19 protein-coding genes are annotated in these 20454 nt (G+C 35.6%); 12 read left to right on the top strand and 7 right to left on the bottom strand.

Going from position 1 to position 20454, the window contains the following annotated elements; translation table 11 throughout:
• Positions 1-15: 15 nt before the first annotated feature.
• On the top strand, positions 16-360 hold the full coding sequence (locus NG806_RS03230) for a nuclear transport factor 2 family protein (RefSeq protein WP_261511955.1): 345 nt from the start codon (positions 16-18) through the stop codon (positions 358-360).
• Between the two features lie 36 nt (positions 361-396).
• Positions 397-951, top strand: a complete 555-nt coding sequence (locus NG806_RS03225; RefSeq protein WP_261511954.1) for a cysteine hydrolase family protein — start codon at positions 397-399, stop codon at positions 949-951.
• 42 nt (positions 952-993) lie between these two features.
• Here NG806_RS03225 and NG806_RS03220 read toward each other — a convergent pair whose 3' ends face one another.
• Positions 994-2577: a Na+/H+ antiporter gene (locus tag NG806_RS03220; protein ID WP_261511953.1), complete on the bottom strand. Its 1584-nt coding sequence runs from the start codon at positions 2575-2577 to the stop codon at positions 994-996.
• Positions 2578-2807: 230 nt separating this feature from the next.
• On the opposite strand from NG806_RS03220, the gene NG806_RS03215 reads away from it, so the two are divergent.
• The 3 genes from NG806_RS03215 to NG806_RS03205 all read left to right on the top strand — a co-directional run bounded on the left by NG806_RS03215 (position 2808) and on the right by NG806_RS03205 (position 5635).
• Positions 2808-3665, top strand: coding sequence for an alpha/beta hydrolase family protein (locus tag NG806_RS03215; RefSeq protein ID WP_261511951.1), 858 nt, complete (start codon positions 2808-2810; stop codon positions 3663-3665).
• A gap of 185 nt (positions 3666-3850) precedes the next feature.
• Positions 3851-4666 (top strand): SDR family oxidoreductase, encoded by an 816-nt coding sequence (locus NG806_RS03210; RefSeq protein ID WP_214825740.1) that lies wholly within the window; start codon positions 3851-3853, stop codon positions 4664-4666.
• A 66-nt stretch (positions 4667-4732) separates the two neighbouring features.
• On the top strand, positions 4733-5635 hold the full coding sequence (locus NG806_RS03205; protein ID WP_214825741.1) for a helix-turn-helix domain-containing protein: 903 nt from the start codon (positions 4733-4735) through the stop codon (positions 5633-5635).
• A gap of 108 nt (positions 5636-5743) precedes the next feature.
• On the opposite strand, the gene NG806_RS03200 is transcribed toward NG806_RS03205, so the two are convergent.
• Both NG806_RS03200 and NG806_RS03195 read right to left on the bottom strand, forming a co-directional pair.
• Positions 5744-6526 (bottom strand): alpha/beta hydrolase, encoded by a 783-nt coding sequence (locus tag NG806_RS03200; RefSeq protein ID WP_261511950.1) that lies wholly within the window; start codon positions 6524-6526, stop codon positions 5744-5746.
• A 95-nt stretch (positions 6527-6621) separates the two neighbouring features.
• Positions 6622-7482 (bottom strand): helix-turn-helix domain-containing protein, encoded by an 861-nt coding sequence (locus NG806_RS03195; protein ID WP_261511949.1) that lies wholly within the window; start codon positions 7480-7482, stop codon positions 6622-6624.
• 328 nt (positions 7483-7810) lie between these two features.
• Between NG806_RS03195 and ppk1 the strand changes: the two genes are divergently transcribed.
• Both ppk1 and NG806_RS03185 read left to right on the top strand, forming a co-directional pair.
• On the top strand, positions 7811-9835 hold the full coding sequence (gene ppk1, locus NG806_RS03190) for a polyphosphate kinase 1 (protein WP_261511948.1): 2025 nt from the start codon (positions 7811-7813) through the stop codon (positions 9833-9835).
• Between the two features lie 161 nt (positions 9836-9996).
• Positions 9997-10902, top strand: a complete 906-nt coding sequence (locus NG806_RS03185; protein WP_261511947.1) for an aldo/keto reductase — start codon at positions 9997-9999, stop codon at positions 10900-10902.
• Between the two features lie 112 nt (positions 10903-11014).
• Here NG806_RS03185 and NG806_RS03180 read toward each other — a convergent pair whose 3' ends face one another.
• Positions 11015-12034 carry a bestrophin family protein gene (locus NG806_RS03180; protein WP_261511945.1) on the bottom strand — a complete coding sequence of 340 codons (1020 nt, stop codon included), beginning with the start codon at positions 12032-12034 and terminating at the stop codon, positions 11015-11017.
• Positions 12035-12110: 76 nt separating this feature from the next.
• A complete protein-coding gene (locus NG806_RS03175) occupies positions 12111-14210 on the bottom strand; it encodes a M13 family metallopeptidase (protein WP_261511944.1) in 2100 nt (699 codons plus the stop codon).
• Positions 14211-14394: 184 nt separating this feature from the next.
• On the opposite strand from NG806_RS03175, the gene NG806_RS03170 reads away from it, so the two are divergent.
• The 5 genes from NG806_RS03170 to NG806_RS03150 all read left to right on the top strand — a co-directional run bounded on the left by NG806_RS03170 (position 14395) and on the right by NG806_RS03150 (position 17933).
• Positions 14395-15024, top strand: a complete 630-nt coding sequence (locus NG806_RS03170) for a class I SAM-dependent methyltransferase (RefSeq protein WP_214825762.1) — start codon at positions 14395-14397, stop codon at positions 15022-15024.
• Between the two features lie 98 nt (positions 15025-15122).
• Positions 15123-15341 carry a DUF4287 domain-containing protein gene (locus NG806_RS03165; RefSeq protein ID WP_214825764.1) on the top strand — a complete coding sequence of 73 codons (219 nt, stop codon included), beginning with the start codon at positions 15123-15125 and terminating at the stop codon, positions 15339-15341.
• Between the two features lie 124 nt (positions 15342-15465).
• Complete coding sequence (locus tag NG806_RS03160; RefSeq protein ID WP_214825766.1) at positions 15466-16494, top strand: SDR family oxidoreductase; 1029 nt, start codon at positions 15466-15468, stop codon at positions 16492-16494.
• Positions 16495-16500: 6 nt separating this feature from the next.
• On the top strand, positions 16501-17157 hold the full coding sequence (locus NG806_RS03155) for an NAD-dependent epimerase/dehydratase family protein (RefSeq protein WP_261511943.1): 657 nt from the start codon (positions 16501-16503) through the stop codon (positions 17155-17157).
• Positions 17154-17933: a helix-turn-helix domain-containing protein gene (locus tag NG806_RS03150; RefSeq protein WP_261511942.1), complete on the top strand. Its 780-nt coding sequence runs from the start codon at positions 17154-17156 to the stop codon at positions 17931-17933. Before NG806_RS03155 ends, NG806_RS03150 begins: the two co-directional genes overlap by 4 nt.
• A 52-nt stretch (positions 17934-17985) precedes the next feature.
• Here NG806_RS03150 and NG806_RS03145 read toward each other — a convergent pair whose 3' ends face one another.
• Together NG806_RS03145 and NG806_RS03140 are read right to left on the bottom strand one after the other, a co-directional pair.
• Positions 17986-19113, bottom strand: a complete 1128-nt coding sequence (locus NG806_RS03145) for a lysophospholipid acyltransferase family protein (protein ID WP_261511941.1) — start codon at positions 19111-19113, stop codon at positions 17986-17988.
• Between the two features lie 136 nt (positions 19114-19249).
• On the bottom strand, positions 19250-20308 hold the full coding sequence (locus NG806_RS03140) for a hypothetical protein (protein WP_261511940.1): 1059 nt from the start codon (positions 20306-20308) through the stop codon (positions 19250-19252).
• Positions 20309-20454: the final 146 nt, after the last annotated feature.

The raw sequence follows: 20454 nt of genomic DNA, 5'->3' as shown, positions 1-20454 counted from the left end.
TTAAAAAACCTTATAATGGATATTAAGAACTTTGCCGCTCAGTGGATTAATTCCTGGAACTCTCATGATTTGGAGGATATACTAAGTCATTACGCTGATGATATTGAGATCACAACGCCCATGATCAAAACATTTACTTCTGGTGAGGATACGTTGAAAGGAAAAGAAGCTGTTAAAAGGTATTGGGAGAAAGCCCTGGAAAAAGTGCCGGACTTGCATTTTGAGCTTTATGAAGTAACGTACGGGATTAATTCTATTGCACTCTATTATCAATCAATCATGAATAAAAAAGCAATGGAGGTTATGTTTTTAAATGAAGAAGGGAAAGTAAATAAAATGTTTGCATTTTATACAGACTAGCAATACACATATCTAATAAAAAATACGATTAACAAAATGGAAGATAAAAAAGCATTACTTATCATAGACCTTCAAAATGATTATTTTGAGGGCGGTGCCAACGCTTTACAGGGAAGCCTTGAAGCGAGTGTAAATGCTAAAAAATTATTGGAGAATTTCAGGAGGAAATCACTTCCTGTTATTCATGTTCAACATTTTTCAACCAGAGCCGGCTCGACATTTTTCATCCCCCATACTAAAGGTGTCGAGATCCATGAAAATGTAACCCCAATAGATGGAGAGAAAATAATTGTTAAAAATTACCCTAACAGCTTTCATCAAACAGACTTGCTCGAGTATCTCAGAACAAATGAGATCATAGAATTGGTCATTTGCGGTATGATGACACATATGTGTGTTGATTCAACGACCAGAGCAGCAAAAGATTTTGATTTTACCTGTACGTTAATTGGTGATGCCTGTGCAACAAAAGATCTCGAGATCCAAGGGCAAAATGTCGCGGCTGGCGAAGTACACAAATCTTTCCTGGCAGCATTAAGCTACTTTTATTCTACGGTTAAAAACACGGATGAATATTTAAATGAAATTTAATAACGATAAACCAAAATATCCAATCAATGATTGGATATTCTATTATAAAAGTCTTATCCGTTCTTCTTCTAAATCGATCTGATAGATTTGCCAGTTTATATATTCTTCGTGTAATTCAGGATCATCCTTGAGGCCTGCTACGAACTGGCGTTGACCTTCCAATAGTTCTAAATAATTTTGTTTGGCAGATTCTGTCATTCTCAAATGCTCAGGTTGACTTATTTTATATTCCCACTGATCAATCATTTTTTGCAGATGAGGATCGTTATAGAGACCTTTTTTTTGTTTCTCTTTCAGCACCCGTATCGTTTCTACCACAAGGTGGTTTTTTACTTTCATCTTTGCATCATCTTCAGACAGTTCCCTGCCATAATCAAAGAGTTTGGAACGTTTAATAAAATACGGAAGCGTAAGCCCCTGAATTAAAAGAGTCAGTAAGATAACGGTAAATGTGATAAATAAAATAAGGTTTCGGTGTGGGAAAGGCTCCCCATTAGGCAAAGCCAAAGGAATAGATAAGGCAGCAGCCAAAGATACCACTCCCCTCATTCCTGTCCAACCCAGCAATAAAGGCATCCCAAGTCTTCTGCGCCTGCTTAAGCCTCTTCCAGGAGTTACACTTGGCCTAAATAAGATTGTAGCGATCATTGCTCCATAAGATGAAATCATTCTGGTGGCAATTAAAATAGCAGTAACCAAGCCGCCATAAAAAATAGCTTTACTTAAAGGTATTCCATCAGCCCGTAATCCTTTCACAATTTCAGGAAGGGCTAAACCAATAATCATAAATACGATTCCATTTAGAATAAATATTAAAGCCTCCCAGAAGCTAAAGCCCTTAATCCTGCTGGAGCTGCTTAAAAAAGAAAGCCTATTACCGGATAAAAGTAAACCGCCCGCTACAACCGCCAGTACACCGGAACTGTGTACCTGTTCAGCGGCCCAATAAAGTAAATAAGGTTCAACAAGGGTAAATACAATATCAGAAGGTGCATCTGTAGGTAACCTTTTATGTGCTTGTATAAATAACCAACCACCAATAAGACCAATACCAATACCACCAATTACCATCCATGAAAACTCAACAATTGCGGTCTGAAAAATAAACTGTCCGGTACCTACAGCCACTAAGGCAAACCTAACAATAATAAGTGATGAGGCGTCATTAAGCAAACTCTCCCCTTCTAATATAGCCGATGTTGCCTTAGGAATTTTTACAAATTTCATAATGGCTCCAGTACTCACAGCATCAGGAGGTGATACAATCCCACCCAGTAAGAATCCTAATGCTAATGTAAAACCAGGAATGAAATAATTGGTAAGTAAAGCAACAGTGAGTGCCGAAAAAAAGACAACGACAAAAGCAAAACTACTGATAATACGCCACCACTTTTTCATTTCCTTAAAAGAAATACTCCATGCTGCTTCAAATAAAAGTGGGGGTAAAAAAATGAAAAAAATCAAATTCGGATCTATCTGTATCGTTGGTAATCCCGGAATGAAACTGATCAGTAATCCTACAACAACAAGAAGTATAGGATAGGCAATCTTTAGTTTTCCTGCCAGCATTTCGATCAATACAATTAACACAATAAGTGCCAACATGAAAGGTAATAATTCGTGCATATTTTTGAAAAAAGTTATTTGAATAAAACAATATAAGACTAAGCAGATACTAAAAATAAGGTTTTAACAGATTACTTTCAAGAAAAATTATGTATCCCTCTTTAAATAGCTTTTATTCTCTTTTGTCAAAAAAATAAAACCTTACATTTATAAAACATTATGTATTATTCTTTTACAAAAAATGAGAAGAAAAAGATTATTATTTATTCTGATAAAATATTTTCAATACGATGAAAACAGTAGAAATTCTTACTGATAAAGGCCATTCTATTTCTGCAAATATCTTTGATTCTCCAGGAAACACTACCATCCTCATCATATCTTCTGCTACCGGAGTAAAACAATCCTATTATAAAAAATTTGCCCAATTCATATGCGAAAAAGGAATTTCAGTTATTACGTTTGACTATTTAGGAATTGGAAAATCTCTTAAAAAACCTCTTAAAAATTTAAACAATAATGCTGTCGACTGGGGTAATACAGACTTGACCTCTGTTATAGAGTTTTCAGAAAAAAATTACCCGGATTCTAAGATCACTTTATTGGGACACAGTATAGGTGGGCAACTGATTGGATTATCAAAATCAGCTTCAAAAACTCATAAAATCATCCTCGTTGCCGCACAAAGTGGATACTGGAAATTTTGGAATGGATTTGAAAGATATAAATTATGGACCTATTGGACGATTCTCTTTCCAGTCCTTATTAAAGTTTTTGGCTATTTACCCTCAAAGAGAATCAGCGGAATGGAAAATCTTCCTAAAAATGTTGCAAAACAATGGATGAAATGGTGTTTATCTCCAGAATATCTTTTTGAAAACACAGCAGAAGAAGACTTGTTCTTTAAAAACATAAAGGTATCTCTGACTTCTATCAGCATTGAAAATGATTATTTCGCTCCTGTTGCAGCAGTAGACTGGCTAACGGCAAGATATGAAGATGCAGATATTACAAGAATTCATCTTGCTTCAAAAGATTTTAATACCAATGATATTGGACATTTTGGAATCTTCAGGGAAAAATTTAAAGACAATATCTGGCTGTTGCTTTTAAAAGAAACAGACTTCAGCGAAAATCAGGATATATAATATTCTATTCATTAATATACCAACAAAAGGAATGATAAGTCTGGCAAAGGAGCATACAGGTTCATCATATTATATGAAAGACAACAATTTACCTTTTCAGAGAAATGTATAAGAAGCTCCTTGAAATGTATAAATAATATCCTCTCGTTTTTAGGAATTTTGTATAGAATTTAAAAAATATCACAATGCAAAAGACCATATTAATCACGGGAGCCTCATCTGGCTTCGGCAGAGAAACAACAAAGCTATTTCAAAAAAACGGATGGAATGTTATTGCTTCCATGCGGTCACCTGAAAAGGAAAATGAGCTAAATAAACTTAATAATGTTTTTGTTACCCAACTTGATGTAACAAATAAACAAAGTATTCAGGAAGCTGTAAATGCAGGAATTAGTCAGTTTGGAAAAATTGATATCCTGCTTAATAATGCCGGATATGGTGCTATTGGTGCTATTGAAGCGGCAACAGATGAACTGATCAAACAACAATTCGATGTAAATCTGTTTGGGCTTATCGATGTAACAAAAGCTGTTTTACCTTTTATGCGCCAAAACAAAGAGGGCGTTATCATCAACATATCATCTATGGGCGGCAAAATAACATTTCCATTTGGTTCCTTGTATCATGCTACAAAGTTTGCTGTGGAAGGACTTACAGAAGCCATGCAATATGAACTCAACCCATTAGGCATTAAACTAAAGCTTATTGAACCTGGCAGTTACAGAACTGATTTTGGTAACCGTTCTCTAGCCATGTTCGGAATTGACGGACTTGAGGATTACAAACCAGGTTTTGATAAATTAACCGCGTTTGCAAGTACTCCGGATCGGGGGAACAAAAACATCAATGAAGTAGCTGAAGCTATTTATGAAGCGGCAACAGACCGTACAGATAAGCTTCGGTATCCTGTAGGAGCCGATGCACTACAGCTTATCCGGGCAAAAGAAGAATCTGGAGATATAGACTTCAAAAAAATGATGATGAGCCATATAGGTTTATGATAATCAACCAATTTGATTATTGTTGGAGTTATCTGTTTATTGTACCTTTATATTGATATTATTCATATGCCAACATACAAAAACATAGCAAGCATTAGCGAGGCACATCAATTAATAGGATTATCTCCACCAAGACATCCGTTAATTTCTGTTTTTGAACTTTCCAAAAATGTCACCAGAGGCTACCGAAGTAAGGATATCTTTTATACATTAGGTTTTTATACTATCTATTGTAAGACCTTCAGAGGTATTTTAAATTACGGCAAAGGCCACTACGATTTTGACGAAGGATCATTGATGTTTACGGCACCAAATCAGGCAATATCACCAGATCCTGATATTAATTGCGAGGAAGGCTGGGGACTTTTCTTTCATCCGGATTTGATCCACTCAACAAATCTGGGCAAACAGATCAATACGTATTCTTTTTTTAATTATGATATAAACGAAGCCCTTCATGTATCAGAAAATGAAAAACTGGATTTGAAAGATTGTTTTTTAAAAATTGAAAAAGAGTATTCACAAAATATAGATAAGCATACCCAATCTCTAATTGTAAACAATCTGGAATTGTTATTGAATTATTGCAATCGCTATTACGACCGCCAGTTTATAACAAGAGAGAAGGTAAGCAAAGATATCGTACAGAAATTTGAGGCATTACTTATAGAATATTTTTCTGTAGAAAGTCTTATTGAGACAGGATTACCATCTGTTAGTTATTTTGCTTCAAAATTAAATCTCTCCACCAATTATCTGTCGGATCTATTAAGCAAATATACAGGAAAAAGTACTATGGAACATATTCACTTGCAACTGGTTGACAGAGCAAAGACCTTGTTATGGGGTTCGGACAGATCCATCAGTGAAATCGCTTATGACTTAGGATTTGAGCACCAGTCTCATTTCACCAAATTGTTTAAAACAAAAACGGGTGTTTCACCAAAAGCATTTAGATTATTAAATTAAAGAAAAATCACATCATCTAAATCTTTTTATCTAAAAAACCGGGTATATACACCCGGTTTTTGTTTAAAATCAGACAAGAACTTTGTAAAATTATATCAGTGTCCTTAATTATTTTTCTGCTATTTCTTTCGCGGCCTTCATAATTACTGCAGCCACTTTTTGAGGTTGAGAGATAAAAACAGCATGACTTCCTTTGATCTCTGTAACTTTAGTATTAGAACGTTTGTACATATTACGTTGGATGTCCGGATGAATACTTTTATCTTCAGTAGCTATTATCCCGTAAGTTGGTTTATTTCTCCATGCTGCATCTGTAATTGGTGTTACAAAACACTGGCCATTGAATGCACCTTGTGAAGCATACATAAAATCAGCTAATTCATTGCTGACATCTGCACAAAAGCCTGCATGAAATTTTGCCTTATCATAATAAACAATCCCTTTTTCATCCGGAGGCAATACTCCATTTTCAGGGGCAGGTTTCATGGTCTGAAACCATTGTAAGGCCGTTTCTCCGTTGTCAGGTTGGAATGCTGCAATATAAACCAGTCCAGCTACTTTTGGATGATTTCCAGCCTGAGTAATAACTGCTCCACCCCATGAGTGCCCAGCAAGAATCGTTGGTCCGTCCTGAGCGTCCAGTGCCAGCTTTGTTGCTTTTACATCATCTTCCAGAGAGGATAATGGATTTTGTACTACAGTAACGTGGTAACCCTGTTTTGTAAGTACGTCATAAACACCTTTATACCCGGAACCATCAGCGAAGGCACCATGTACCAATACTACATTTTTTATAGTCTGTGCATTTACTAATGCAGTGGTGGAAAAAAGAACGGTTGCCAATGCTATGATACCGCTTTTTAATGTACTCATAAAAGTTTGCTTTTTCATTTCTTTAGTTGTTGAAGTTTTTGTTCGAATCAACACCACAAAGATGCGCTGAAAAAGAGGTGCAACCTGTGGGCATATTCCCCGGTTAGTTGTAGTTATTTCCCTTCTTTTGATATTTCAAGTGAATTTCTGAAGTCAGAAGGAGATACACCGGCATTTTTCTTAAAGAAATTGGAAAAATAAGATACATCTTCAAAGCCAAGTTCAAAAGTGATATTCTTTACAGATCTATCGGTATACAGTAAAAGTCTTTTAGCTTCCAGGATGATCCTCGTTTGGATGATCTGTGAAGGTGTTTTTTGATTGTATATTGCAAATAGGTTAGATAAGGTTTTAGGGGATTTAAAAAGTTGTTCTGCATAAAAACTTACTGAATGCTCTTCTTTAAAATTCGCTTCTACCAATAGGTTAAATTTCCTCACAATATGAAACCGGTCTTCCTGACTTTTCAGAACCGGGATATACTCTGATTTAGCCAGCCCTGTCACATAAATGATCAGTCGCTTCAGTAACACGAGCAGCATCTCATTTTGAATAAGATCAGAAGTCCCGAATTCTTCAATGAAAATATCCGATAACAACTGTAATTTTTTCTGAGCAGATTCATCCAGTTTTACAAGCATATGATCTGTACTGCTGAATAAAAATCCAACACAACTCACCTCACTATCATGATCAATAATACAATAGAATTCCCGATTAAACTGCCATACAATAATATTTGAAGAGTCTTCAAAACTGAAAGTCTGATTAAACAAAAGGGTCAGCAAAGAATGGGAAGGAAATTCGTATTCCTTTCCATCAACTTTAACCTGCTGACTTTTTCCAGGATTCCAGGCAATAGTAAAGTATTTATTAAACCTGTCTCTGGTAAAAAACAACCGGTCAAAACCAGGTTCGTCTCTAAAGAACATTAATTCGCCACCCGTATTTTCTTCCTTTATTTTAAGTTTCATGGTTTATATATTCTGACCTTAAAAATACAAAACCATAAGAGGAACTCAAAAAAGAAATCCAGTTACTGTGTTCATTTTTTATTCATTATTTGAAATATTGGTGTTTTTACTAATTTGGGTTTATAATTATTAAAGAATACCGTTATGAAAATATCATTCTCTATTGTTAACATTTTGCAAAGTATCCGTTAATTATCGTTTCGATAGAAAAAATTATGCTAATTTCACATTAAAATATAGCTTAAGAAAGGTTAAAAAAAGACAACTTTATAAGCTTAGAAGTTATTGACTTCTATCTTTATTTGTGTTTCAATCCAACTAGTACAAAATGCCTAAAAAATATATCCTACCATCTGAATTATCCTGGTTATCTTTTAATGACTGTGTTTTACAGGAAGCCGCTGATAAAACAAATCCTTTATACGAAAGAATAAAATTTCTTGCCATTCATTCCTCTAATCTGGATGAATTTTATCGTGTAAAGATCAGTGATCTGCATTCAATTCCTGAAAAGATCACATTGTTTGAAAAAGTGAAAAAGGAAATAAACCGTCAACAGAATAAATTTGGTTCCATATGGAAGGAACAAATCGTTCCGGAATTAGAGGATAGCAAAATTATCTATTACGAAAAGCAACCATTACTTCCTTTGCATTCGGATGAGATTGAAAGTTATTTTAAAACAACCATTCTTTCTTACATACAGATCGTTTATCTCTCTGAAGACGAAAAGCAGGAATATTTTTTAAATAACCGGCAGCTTTATTTACTTATTAAATTAAAGGCAAAAAATGGTGAAATCAGATATTGCTATATCAATATTCCTTCAGATAAACTGAACCGATACAAAATATTAAGCAGTCATAAAGGAAAAAGTTATATCATCTCTATAGATACCATTATCAAACGGTGTCTGCACTACATATTTACCGATCAGGAAATTATCACAGCCTTTGCCATTAAACTCAACAGGGATGAAAATTACCAGATCGATGACGAAGCAAGCGGAAATCTAGTATCTAAAATAAAAAAGAAGGTTCTTGAGCGAAAATCAGGTTCATCAACACGTTTTTTATATGATTTCAATATGCCTGAGGATCTATTGATTCTTTGTAAAAAATCCTTTAATCTTAAAGAGGATGAAATGATTGTGGGTGGGACCCATCATAATTTTTTTGATTTGTTTAAATTCCCGAATCCCAATTTTCCAAATCTTCAAAATGAGAACTTTCCACCGGCAAAACATATCCCTTTTGAAAGTAAAAGATCAATGTTTGACATTATTGATAATGAAAACCAACTGATTCATTTTCCTTATCAATCTTATCATTATGTTCTACAGTTCTTTAATGAAGCTGCTATTCATAAAGACATCACGGAAATAAAGGTAACGTTATACAGAATATCCTCACAATCACTCATCGCCAATGCCCTTATCAGTGCTGCAAAAAACGGAAAAAAAGTAACTGTTTTTGTAGAAGTAAAAGCACGATTTGATGAAAACAACAATCTGTTCTGGGCTAATGAGATGCAAAAGGCAGGAATTAAAATCATTTACAGCATGCCCAACCTGAAGGTACACGCGAAAGTAGCATTGTTTACTTTGAAAAACGAAAAAAAAACAAAAAATTACGCCTACCTTTCCACAGGAAACTTCAATGAAAACACTGCAGAAACATACACTGATTTTGGTCTTTTCACCTCTGAAAAAGAATATACAGAAGACTTAAAACAGGTATTTCGTTTTTTTAGAACCAAAGAGAAAAAATACATTATTTCTAATTTATGGGTGGCAGGATTTAATCTGAAAGAAAATATTCTAAAACATATTGATATTGAGATCCAAAACGCTGAAAATGGTAAGAAAGCGGCTATATTTCTAAAGGTTAACGGATTGAATGACAAAGATATTATCAGTAAATTAATTGAAGCCAATAATTCAAAAGTTGAAATTACCCTTATTGTAAGAGGTATCTGTACATTATTACCCGGAATCAAGGGATATACCGAAAACATCAAAATTTACAGGATCGTAGACCGTTTTCTGGAGCATTCACGTATTTATAAATTTCATAACGATGGTGAAGAAAAAATTTATCTTTCTTCTGCAGATATGCTCAGCAGAAACCTGAACCGTAGGATAGAAGTCGCTTTTCCGATTACAGATAAAAAAATGATGCAAGAGATCGATACGATCATAAAAATGCAACTTAATGATAACACCAAAAAGAGGATATTAAATAACAAAGGTCAAAGTATCTCACAATATCAGCCCGAGCAATTACAAAACGCATCCCAAAAGGAAACTTATCTTTGGTATAAAAAGAAAGAAGAAAAGCTAAAAAAGGAATGAAAATCTGGCAAACAGCATCATTACTCAGTTGGTCATAAAGTCTACCACATTTCTATTTATGTGATGTGGGTCACATAACTATCTTATTAATTCTGTTGACATTTGTATGAGAAAGAGGTGAAAAATTTGAAGCCTTAATTAACCATCATACATTTTATAAAATGGAAACAATAAATAATAAAATTGGTATGCCTGTACTCGGATTTGGAACATTAATTCCTGATCCCGTTCTTACGGTAAGTGCAACTATAGATGCTTTAGAAGCTGGATTTCGACACTTCGACTGTGCCGAGCGATATCAAAATGAACGCGAAGTAGGGAAAGCGTTACGTGAAGGACTTGCGACAGCAGGTATTAAACGTGAAGAGATCTTTGTTACAGGAAAGTTATGGAATACCAACCATCGTCCCGATCGCGTTGAGGCCGCATTTGAAGCAAGCTTGGAACGATTGGGTCTTGATTATATGGATGCCTATCTTATTCACACTCCATTTGCTTTTCAACCGGGAGATGATCAGGATCCACGGGATGAAAATGGCCATACAATTTATGACCATGAAATCACGTTATCAGACACCTGGAGGACTATGGAAAATCTTGTAGACGATGGTAAAGTCCGCCATATCGGATTGTCTGATGTCAGCTTGGAAATACTTTCCTCTATTTACCAATCAGCAAGAATCAAACCCACTGTAGTTCAGATCGAATCACACCCCTATTTACCGGAAACAGAACTTCTAAATTTCTGCAAAGAAAATGATATTGTGTTCTTGGCTTTTGCACCATTAGGTCATGGAATAAGACCTGGGTTACTTGAAGATCCTACCATCTTAAAGATTGCTGTTCGAATTGGAAAAACGCCAGCACAGGTATTATTAGGTTGGGCAGCCCAACGTGGAACAGCTTTGCTTACCACACCAAAAACTAAGGCTCGTGCACAGGAGAATTTTGATGTGGATTTCCTGCCACAAGATGCTTTTGATGAGATTAACAGCATTCAGATCCGACAAAGATATAATCAGGTTGTGAAAACCGGAGTTCCTGGTTTTATTGCAAGGGTTGATTAAGCTGAAAATAAAAAAAATAAAAACTAAATGGTTCTAAAATTCACTGTTTTTCAGACAATAAATTTTATTTCCTTTTTTTAGCATAACCTTTTTTCAGGTATTATTATTTTTTCTACATCAATATACCATCGATTGGCTGTATGGGCTTAGGAAGCTCGGTTTCTCCTAACATCTGCAGCAGATCGATCTCAATGGTCCTGCAAATAGAAAGCATGGGTATATCGGTTGCTAATCCTTCGAATGGATTTTCAGAATAATCACCTATCAGTTCCATCATTACATAAACCCAGCCCACAACCGTTCCAAATGGAACCATCAACCAAATACCAGCCTCACCCAGTTTTTCAAATTCAGCTACAATACCAAGAGGTAGTAAAAAAATAAAAATACAGATAAAGATAAAGCTTAAACTGGCATACTGCCGGGGTAAAGGAAACTTTTTTATGCGTTCTGCCCTACCTTGATGCTCATAAAAATCACAAAGAACCTTCTGCATATCAAGTTGTCTCCTCATGTGCAGATGTTCTTTCTCTTCCTGTTCTGCCAAATACTGCGATTGTAGATTTATAATTTGTGTGGCAGCATTAGCAGCATCCTTCCATTGGTCAGCAGTTGAAAAATAATCTAATTTTTGTTTTTCATTTAAATAGTCCTTATACATTCCAATCCCATACAATTCTCTTCGCTTTACTCCAACTTTACCAAACAACCATTTCAAACTGGCATGCTCCCACTGGGTAGGTACCAATAATTGTTCTCTTAAAATATACAGCCACGCAATATGCTGATATATTAGTTTGGTTTTTATGTTCCTGTGTTCACTAGATGAAAGTTGGCTATGACCTACATAAGCATTCACCAGTACTCCCCAGCTTCGACTGCTGTTAACAATAGCTCCCCATATTTTACGGGCTTCCCAAACTCTGTCATAGGACTGATTATTTTTAAATCCTACGTAAAAAGCTACCGCAGTTCCAATAAGTGATAATGGCAACGATGGGATAGAAATCCATTTCCAATCCAAAATATCGTATAGGAATGCAATAAAAAGCATATACAGGACCAGCCACCATAAATGGTGTCCTGCAAATTCGAATAATTTTTTTAGAGTAATGTTTTTTTTAACAAGCATCTTTGTGTGTTTTTCACGTACAATATAACAAAACATTTATGTTTATTACAACTTATACTGCCCACACTAGTAAGAATTACCAAATACGCACCCTCTTTTCAGGCGATAGGTATAACTTGTCTTCTGGATTTATATTGAAAGCCTTATACCATGCATTCATATTTCTTACAACGCCATTTACACGGTACTCTGCAGGCGCATGATAGTTCTGTGATACGTTCATCCGATAGGCTTCCGGAGTATAAAGGCTACGATTAACCTGAGCGAAAGATAGAAAATAGCGCTGATCACCAGTATATCCATTTAAAACACGTTGTTGATCGGCATAATCTTTACAATACAGTTGATAAGCTTCATAGGCAACTTCAGCCCCAGTAAGATCCCCAATATTCTCTCCTAGCGTTTGTTTTCCATTGATATGGATTCCATCTAAAGGTGAAAATGAATCATACTGTTCTATAAGTAGTTTAGTTCGCTCTTCGAATTGTTTTCGGGTCTGATTAGTCCACCAATCATGAACCAGTCCCTGTCCATCAAATCTTGACCCTTCATCATCAAAACAGTGTCCCAATTCATGTCCTATTATAGCACCAATGGCGCCAAAGTTTACAGCCGGATCAGCAAATGGATCAAAAAACGGTGGTTGTAAGATACCTGCAGGAAATTCTATGGAATTATATAATTTACTACTGGTTGCATCAACAGTTTGCGGAACCTGATACCAATCTTTACTAGTAAAGACTTTTTGAAGGAGTGAACGTTCATAATCCCAGTTGGCTTTTGCAATAAGTTGCTCATTACCAATAGGATCTTTAGCGTCAAATTTGATTGATGAGTAATCCCGCCAAACTTCAGGATACCCTATCCTTACAGTTACTGCATCTAATTTAGCTTTTGCTTCCTTTCTACTGCTTTCATCGAGCCAATCCAGATTGTCAAGTCTGACTGCAAATGCTTTACGGATATATCCAACTAAATCCTCGATTCTTTTAAGCGTTTCGCGAGGAAAATACCTTTCTACATATAACTTCCCTACTATTTGCCCCAACCTATTATTAACATATCGAATTGATTTCTGTTCCCTTGAAATATCCTTTGAAATCCCATTTAAAGCAGTAGAATAAAAATCAAACTGACTTTTGCGAAAGTCTTCTGATAAAATAGTAGAATGATTAACGATCCAATGAAATGCTAAATAAGATGACCACACTTCGACAGGAGTTTTTGCAAATAGAGCAGCTTTTGCTTTTATCGCTGAATCTGCCTGCAATATCACTTCACTTACATGATCTACCCGTCTGCTTGCCAGAAAGGTCTTCCAAGGGAAACCCGGAGCATACCTATTCAGTTCTGAAGTAGACAACAGATGTGAATTAATCTTACTATCACGTATTTGTGCTGGTGTCCATTGCATTGATGCTAATTTAGTTTCAAGCTCCAGAATATCATTGGCTCTTTTATCAGCATTTTTTATACCTGCAAGCTGGAAAGTATGAATAATATAATCTTTATAAGCTTTGCGATAACCCGGATAAGGTCCATCTTGTTTTTGATACCACTCAGGTGCGGGCAAACCAATACCACTTTCACTTAATGTAACAAGAAACCTGCTTCTGTCATTTAAATCAGGTCCCGTCCGAATTCCTATAATGGAGAAAGATTTTGGATTTGCCATCCATTTAGCAACATCCTTATAGCTACTTAAGGCAAATATCTGTTCTAAATCCTTTTGAATTGGTTTAATACCCAGTTTATCCATATTTTCAGTATCCAGATAACCTAAGTAAAGTGCACCTATTTGTTTTTGGGAATTATCTGCCCCACTTTTTGCGTCTGATCCTTCATGAATCACCTTGGCTATTCTCTCATTAACCTGATTGCCCACTTCACTATAGTTACTTAGCCCCGAGGATCCTGTCGGAATGGTTTTTGATTTTAACCATCCGTCATTAACATAAGCATAAAAATCATTGCCCGGCAATATTGACTTGCTTATAAACTGAGTTTCAACACCCCAATTACCAAAAGCAGCTTTATCTTTACTAAATTCCGTTGTCTGTGCACCAATGTAACAGGGAAAAGTTGCAGATACTATAATAGTCGTAATAATTTTCACTTCCAATTTCTGAAGTTGAGATGTTATGGAGAGGATTGAGAGGCAGTTTCTATAATTCATTGGGTATCCATTGTAATGCCTCCAAGTTACTTCTAGATTTTGAATTTTGATTATATAAATGTCAATAAGAAGCTTTTTTTAGTTTAATTTATCATGACATCTTTATTTCTTCATTATTAAAATTTAGCTGGGAATACTTATAATTTGTTAAATTAGTATCATTTAAATACCTAAATATCACATTATGAAAATATTAAAACCCGTTGAAGCATTTGACAAAGCGGCAAAAATATACCAGGATAAGTTTATGGATGTCAGTTCCTTTGCTGACACTTTTAATTTGTTCTGCGATCATATAACAGCCGATCATGCAGACATTCTGGATATCGCCTGTGGTCCTGGAAATATTACAAAATACCTGTTGGATAGAAAACCCGATTACGATATATTGGGAATTGATTTATCATCAAAAATGCTCGATCTTGCCCAGATCAATAATCCTACTGCACAATTTCAGCTTATGGACTGTCGGGAAATAAATCAGATTGAAAAGAGATTTAATGGAATCATCTGCGGCTTTTGCCTTCCTTATTTATCTCGTGAGGAAGCTGTTGAGTTAATCGCAAATGTCTCCGGATTATTACAACCTGGTGGTGTATTTTATCTAAGCACTATGGAGGATGACTACAATAAATCGGGATTAATCACATCCAGTTTAGGTGACCAGGTGTATCTTTATTATCATCAGGCAGATTATTTAACCAAAGCATTTCAGGAAAATAACTTTGAGGTTATTCAAACAAAACGTTTTAAATCTACTGATAAGGATGGCGCCACGATTACAGATTTGGTATTGATCGGAAAGTTGATTTGATTGATTCGTATTTCTCCTTGTAATTACTTATATTGAAGAAGTTTCATAATCAATAATCATCGCTAAAAACATTTTATGAATATTAAAAACAAATAATTATGTCATTTACAACTTACATGAAAAACATTGAAGAAAAAACCGGCAAATCACCGGAAGACTTCCAACTTCTTGCAGATGAAAAAGGTTTCACTAAAAACGGTGCTATTAATACAAATATCAAAGCGACTGAAATTATCAACTGGTTAAAGGAAGATTTTGATTTAGGGCACGGACATGCAACAGCAATGTATGCCTATCTTAAAGGCAAACGTGAATAATAGATTATAAGTTAAAGGAGATATTGTAAAAACATCTGAGCTTTTGAACAAATTAATTTTGGACTTTTGAACAAATTTATTCTTCATTTTATGATGGAACTTTGTCCTATCAAAACTTTCAAAAATGAAAAATAAAGAAACAGTATTGGTAACTGGCGGTTCAGGCTTCATAGCTTCTTACTGCATTATTACTTTACTTAAAAATGGCTACAAAGTAAAAGCCACGCTCCGTTCACTAAAAAAATCACAATTGGTAAAACAAATGTTAAAAGAAGCCGGTCTTCATTCATTCGAAGATTTATCATTTGTAGAAGCGGATTTACAGAATGAATCAAGTTGGGAAAAAGCAACCGAAGGATGCCAGTACGTCATTCATGTTGCATCACCAACTCCTCATACTGATGCAAAGACTGAAGATGATTTTGTAATTCCTGCTAAAAATGGTGTTCTATTTGTATTACGAGCGGCAAAAAAGGCAGGTGTAAAAAGAGTTGTTCTTACTTCAGCTTTTGGTGCTGTAGGATTTGGTACTGTAAAAACCACTCCATATACAGAAGAAGACTGGACAGTACTTAATGAAACAGTATTCCCTTATCAAAAATCGAAAACAATTTCTGAAAAAGCAGCTTGGGATTTTATAAAAAATGAAGGCAAAGGAATGGAATTGTCTGTGGTAAATCCCACCGGAGTTTTGGGCCCTGTATTAGGAGATGACTTTTCACATTCTATTCAAAACATCAAGCAAATGCTTAATGGAGATATGAAAGCCTGTCCCAAAATAATTTCTGGATATGTGGATGTCCGTGATGTTGCTGATTTGCACTTTAAGGCGATGACAATGCCTCAGGCCAATGGCCAACGTTTTATAGCGGTTGCAGGGAAAGGTTTTTCTCTGATAGATACAGCAAATGTCCTTAGAAAAAACCTGGGTGAAAAAGCATCAAAAGTGCCAACCAAAGAATTACCCAACTGGTTCATTAAAGTTTTGGCCATATTCAATCCTAAATTGAAATCAGTTGCTCCTTATTTAGGAATGATAAAGAATGCAAGTAGTGAAAAGGCCATCAAAGTGTTAGGATGGAAACCACGTTCTACCGAAGAAGCTATTGTAGCGACAGCCAATAGTTTGATTAAATTTGATATTGTAAAATAAACATAGATGAAAATAATTATTACCGGAGCTACAGGATTAGTAGGTGAAGGCGTTTTGCTTGTTTGCCTGGAAAATCAAGTGGTAAAAGAGGTCCTCATCATAAGCAGGAAACCTCTTACTCTCACACATGAAAAATTAAAAGAACTGATCGTAGAAGATTTTGCAACCATCAAAAACTACCGTCAAGATCTGGAAAACTATGATGGGTGCTTTTTTTGCGCAGGAGCAAGTGCTGTTGGTGAAAATGAGGAATCATTTACCAGAAAAACATTTGGCTTTGTCGTTCCATTTGCTGAGATACTATCTCAAATTAACCCTGCCATGACATTTATATATGTTTCTGGCAACCGTACTGATAGTACAGAAAAAGGAAAAGCGATGTGGGCCAGAGTAAAAGGACGAACCGAAAATGCTTTGCTTAAATTATCTTTTAAAGCAGTATATAATTTTCGTCCCGGTTTTATGAAACCGGTAAAAGGTCAAAAAAATGTAAGATCTGTTTACCGTATTTTTGAAGTACTATCTCCTTTATGGTACTTGCTTTTCCCTAATTGGATCTGTACAATGCGGGAAGTCGGTCTGGCAATGATCAATTGCGTATCCAAAGGATATAAGGCTCCTATTTTGGAAGTAAAAGACATAAAATCACAAGCAAAATCATGAAAATATCAGAAATAAAATCCTGTATCGTAGGTCCTGCCATTTCAGCAGAAGAATTCATCACCGAACATTTCTTTTTATTCCTGGTAAAAGGCAACATGAATGGCTATGATGGAAACAAGCATTATACACTCAAAATCGGCGAAAGCTGTGTTGTCCGTAAAAATAGACTGGCACGATACAATAAAGTGAGAGTGAATAATGAATTTGAAAAAATTATCTTTTTCTTCGATGAAATTTTTCTGAGAGATTTTCAAAAGAAGCATAGCATTAGCTTTCTTAATCATGAATCAAAGGACACATTTATCAGACTCAGAAAAGATAACCTTATCAATAGCTTCCTTCTTTCATTAGAACCCTATTATAATGGTTCTGGAGACATCAGTAAAACATTCTCTGATTTAAAAAGAGAAGAATTACTTCTTATCCTGTTGCAGTTGCATCCCGAATTATCAGATGTGTTATTTGATTTTGGTTTCCCTGGGCGTGTGGACCTTGAAGAATTTATGCAAAAAAATTACAGGTTCAATGTAAGTATGGAACGTTTCGCTTTCCTTACCGGGCGCAGCTTGTCAGCTTTTAAAAGGGATTTTAAAACCATCTTCAATGAAACACCTAATCGTTGGCTAACGAGGAGACGATTGCAGGAAGCAAGATTTCTTATAGAGCAAAAAAGACAAAGGCCAACAGATATATATCTTGATTTAGGCTTTGAGGATCTGTCGCATTTCTCTTTTGCATTTAAAAAAGAATTCGGTGTATCAGCAAGTAGCTTGTAGCGGATTAAAATCTACAATATTATAGACCTGGCTACTTAGAAGCGAACAAACTTTATAAATATTTCATTTTATTGATCACAGGATTAGCGTACATAGCCAGGAAGCTCTGTTTCAGAACCGAATCAGAAATATCGATACGCATTTCCATTCTTCTTCCAAAAAGCATTTTCTCATCTTCTGTATAGTAATCGGAATATTTATTTGTTCCATTTAGTAAATCATAAGCTATAAAGTTGGTCGGCCAAAGTTTATAATTTTCTATAATGGAATTATCAATGACCTGAGCGATCGCTTGCAGTTGTTTATTTTTATTGTCGAATTTTGAAACAATCTCATCAAATTCCGTATTAAGAACTTGACCTGCATGCAGGTGAATACGTTTTTTTTGTCCCAATACTCCACTGAGCATAGTCATAAAGTCTTCATCTTTCTCTTTTACATATAATTCATTTCTTGATTTTGCCATAAGTTGTGGCATTTTAAGAACATCTGTAGGATCATATTCATATGAAATGGAAAGAGGAACTATCTTCAATGTCTTAAAAAAATCATTTAACGGTTGGTCACCTGCCGCCATAGCAAGCATTTTTAAGACACCCTGCTGGGTAGCATCGTTGCCATCTTTGGTTCGGCCCTCACGTTGTGCAATCCAGACTGAACGGTTTTCTTTCGTTAATAAATCGTAAATATACTCAGACATCACCTTTGAGCTGTTCAGCTGTTCGCGAATAGGTAATCCTCTTTGAACTAAAAAGTTACGATTGAGTTTTGCAAGTATATGCAGAAATTTCTTATGTACAAGATTATCACCAATGGCTGAAGAGGTCATAATCAGTCCTTGATCCAGCAATACTAAATTAAGCAGAGAGGTATCTAAAACAATGTCTCTGTGACTGGATACGAACAAATACGCAGCATCTTTATCCAACTGATCAAATCCCGATGTACTTAATCCTTCGGAACTCTGTTTCAGAATCTGGCGGACAGTTTGTGAGATAAAATGATGTTGAAAATCACTTATTGAATGGATATTTGTAAATTCTTTAAGCCAAAACTCTTCATCATGATCGGGAAAAGTAAAACGCATCAATGCCTTCATCATAGGATGCTTAGCAATACTTTGCAATGCATCATTTACTTCATGGTCGTAAAAAGGCCTTATATCATCAAATTTCGACATTCTTTTATTTAAAAATTAAACGCTTTGCAAAAGAACAAAAAATTATTGACTACATCTGATGATTCATGTCATAATTGCTATTTTGTAAATAGAATACAAAAAAAAGATTTTAATAAGAGGCTTTTTAATTATAATTCTATTTTTTCAAAAAGATTGCAAGCCCCGAAGAACTGCTGCTGCCTCCATTAGAAAGATGTGTTGCTACACCATTTTTCCAATAGGTTACAAAATTCCCTTCATATCCCGCAATATATACTGCACCTCCCGAAAGAGCAATAGCATTCGCTTGGGATCCTCCTTGTGATCCGTTTGTAAGATCTCTGGCGACACCATTTTTCCAATATTTCGCGGTATTTCCGGTACTGCCATTATTTTGATATCCGCAAACGTATACGTTTTTCCCCAAAATGGCAATGTCGGTTGCAATATTATAATTGGCGCCATCAGTGAGTGACACAGCGACTCCGTTTTTCCAGTATTTGGCAATAGGAAGACTTCCACCGTCAGTTGTTTTAGCTTCATATCCTGCAACATAAATATCACTTCCATCAACTGCAATGGCATAAGCATGTGCTGATTTGGTGCCATCGGTAAGAGGTACGGCTACTCCGTTTTTCCAATATTTGGCAACACCCCGGCTTCCGTTAAATTCACCACCGGCTATATAAACATCGTTTCCTACCACCACTATTCCACCAGCATTGGTATGATGACCAGGTGTACCGTCGGAGAGATTCGTAGCCACACCATTTTTCCAGCATTTTCCAACTTTAGTTCCATTACTGTCAGTTTGTGCTCCTGTGACATAAACATCGTTACCACTTACAGCAATGCCGCCTGTTAATGTGTTATGATCGCCAACAGCAAGTTGTGTTGGAACACCGTTTTTCCAATATTGGAGCTTTCTTCCGCCAGGAATATCGTCCCATCCGGCTACGTATACATCGTTGCCTGCAACCGTTATTCCTGTTGCATATCCGCCACTGCTCGATGCACTGGTAAGATTGGTAACAGTACCATTTTTCCAATATTTTGCATCTCCGCTTTCATAACCAGAGACATAGATTTCAGAGACCGGTATTTCAGGTATCTCTGCATCACCAGGATCTGAAGAATCGGATTTATCTCTGTCGCAACTAACTAAAGATAAAGCTAATATAGAAACCGTTATTAGACTACGATAGTGTAATTTCATTTTAATGTGTGTGATTGGTTAGTTTGGCTCGGCTTTTCGATCTCAAATAGTATTTAACAATCTTAACTCACCTAGCTTAGAAATTAATGAGCAATATCTATACCGAAGGATTTGATTGGCTTTTGTATGTTTGTGGATTATTTTTA

The sequence above is a fragment of the Chryseobacterium paludis genome, from assembly GCF_025403485.1.
In the GTDB taxonomy this organism is placed as follows: Bacteria; Bacteroidota; Bacteroidia; order Flavobacteriales; family Weeksellaceae; genus Chryseobacterium; species Chryseobacterium paludis.
Note: the sequence above shows the minus strand (reverse complement) of the source record. Positions and strands in the feature narration are given on the sequence as shown.

Bases quoted from the DNA above. Each gene is read 5' to 3' on its own strand.
- NG806_RS03230 (WP_261511955.1), top strand. From the start codon at position 16: ATGGATATTAAGAACTTTGCCGCTCAGTGGATTAATTCCTGGAACTCT.
- NG806_RS03225 (WP_261511954.1), top strand. From the start codon at position 397: ATGGAAGATAAAAAAGCATTACTTATCATAGACCTTCAAAATGATTAT.
- NG806_RS03220 (WP_261511953.1), bottom strand. From the start codon at position 2,577: ATGCACGAATTATTACCTTTCATGTTGGCACTTATTGTGTTAATTGTA.
- NG806_RS03215 (WP_261511951.1), top strand. From the start codon at position 2,808: ATGAAAACAGTAGAAATTCTTACTGATAAAGGCCATTCTATTTCTGCA.
- NG806_RS03210 (WP_214825740.1), top strand. From the start codon at position 3,851: ATGCAAAAGACCATATTAATCACGGGAGCCTCATCTGGCTTCGGCAGA.
- NG806_RS03205 (WP_214825741.1), top strand. From the start codon at position 4,733: ATGCCAACATACAAAAACATAGCAAGCATTAGCGAGGCACATCAATTA.
- NG806_RS03200 (WP_261511950.1), bottom strand. From the start codon at position 6,526: ATGAAAAAGCAAACTTTTATGAGTACATTAAAAAGCGGTATCATAGCA.
- NG806_RS03195 (WP_261511949.1), bottom strand. From the start codon at position 7,482: ATGAAACTTAAAATAAAGGAAGAAAATACGGGTGGCGAATTAATGTTC.
- ppk1 (WP_261511948.1), top strand. From the start codon at position 7,811: ATGCCTAAAAAATATATCCTACCATCTGAATTATCCTGGTTATCTTTT.
- NG806_RS03185 (WP_261511947.1), top strand. From the start codon at position 9,997: ATGGAAACAATAAATAATAAAATTGGTATGCCTGTACTCGGATTTGGA.
- NG806_RS03180 (WP_261511945.1), bottom strand. From the start codon at position 12,034: ATGCTTGTTAAAAAAAACATTACTCTAAAAAAATTATTCGAATTTGCA.
- NG806_RS03175 (WP_261511944.1), bottom strand. From the start codon at position 14,210: ATGAATTATAGAAACTGCCTCTCAATCCTCTCCATAACATCTCAACTT.
- NG806_RS03170 (WP_214825762.1), top strand. From the start codon at position 14,395: ATGAAAATATTAAAACCCGTTGAAGCATTTGACAAAGCGGCAAAAATA.
- NG806_RS03165 (WP_214825764.1), top strand. From the start codon at position 15,123: ATGTCATTTACAACTTACATGAAAAACATTGAAGAAAAAACCGGCAAA.
- NG806_RS03160 (WP_214825766.1), top strand. From the start codon at position 15,466: ATGAAAAATAAAGAAACAGTATTGGTAACTGGCGGTTCAGGCTTCATA.
- NG806_RS03155 (WP_261511943.1), top strand. From the start codon at position 16,501: ATGAAAATAATTATTACCGGAGCTACAGGATTAGTAGGTGAAGGCGTT.
- NG806_RS03150 (WP_261511942.1), top strand. From the start codon at position 17,154: ATGAAAATATCAGAAATAAAATCCTGTATCGTAGGTCCTGCCATTTCA.
- NG806_RS03145 (WP_261511941.1), bottom strand. From the start codon at position 19,113: ATGTCGAAATTTGATGATATAAGGCCTTTTTACGACCATGAAGTAAAT.
- NG806_RS03140 (WP_261511940.1), bottom strand. From the start codon at position 20,308: ATGAAATTACACTATCGTAGTCTAATAACGGTTTCTATATTAGCTTTA.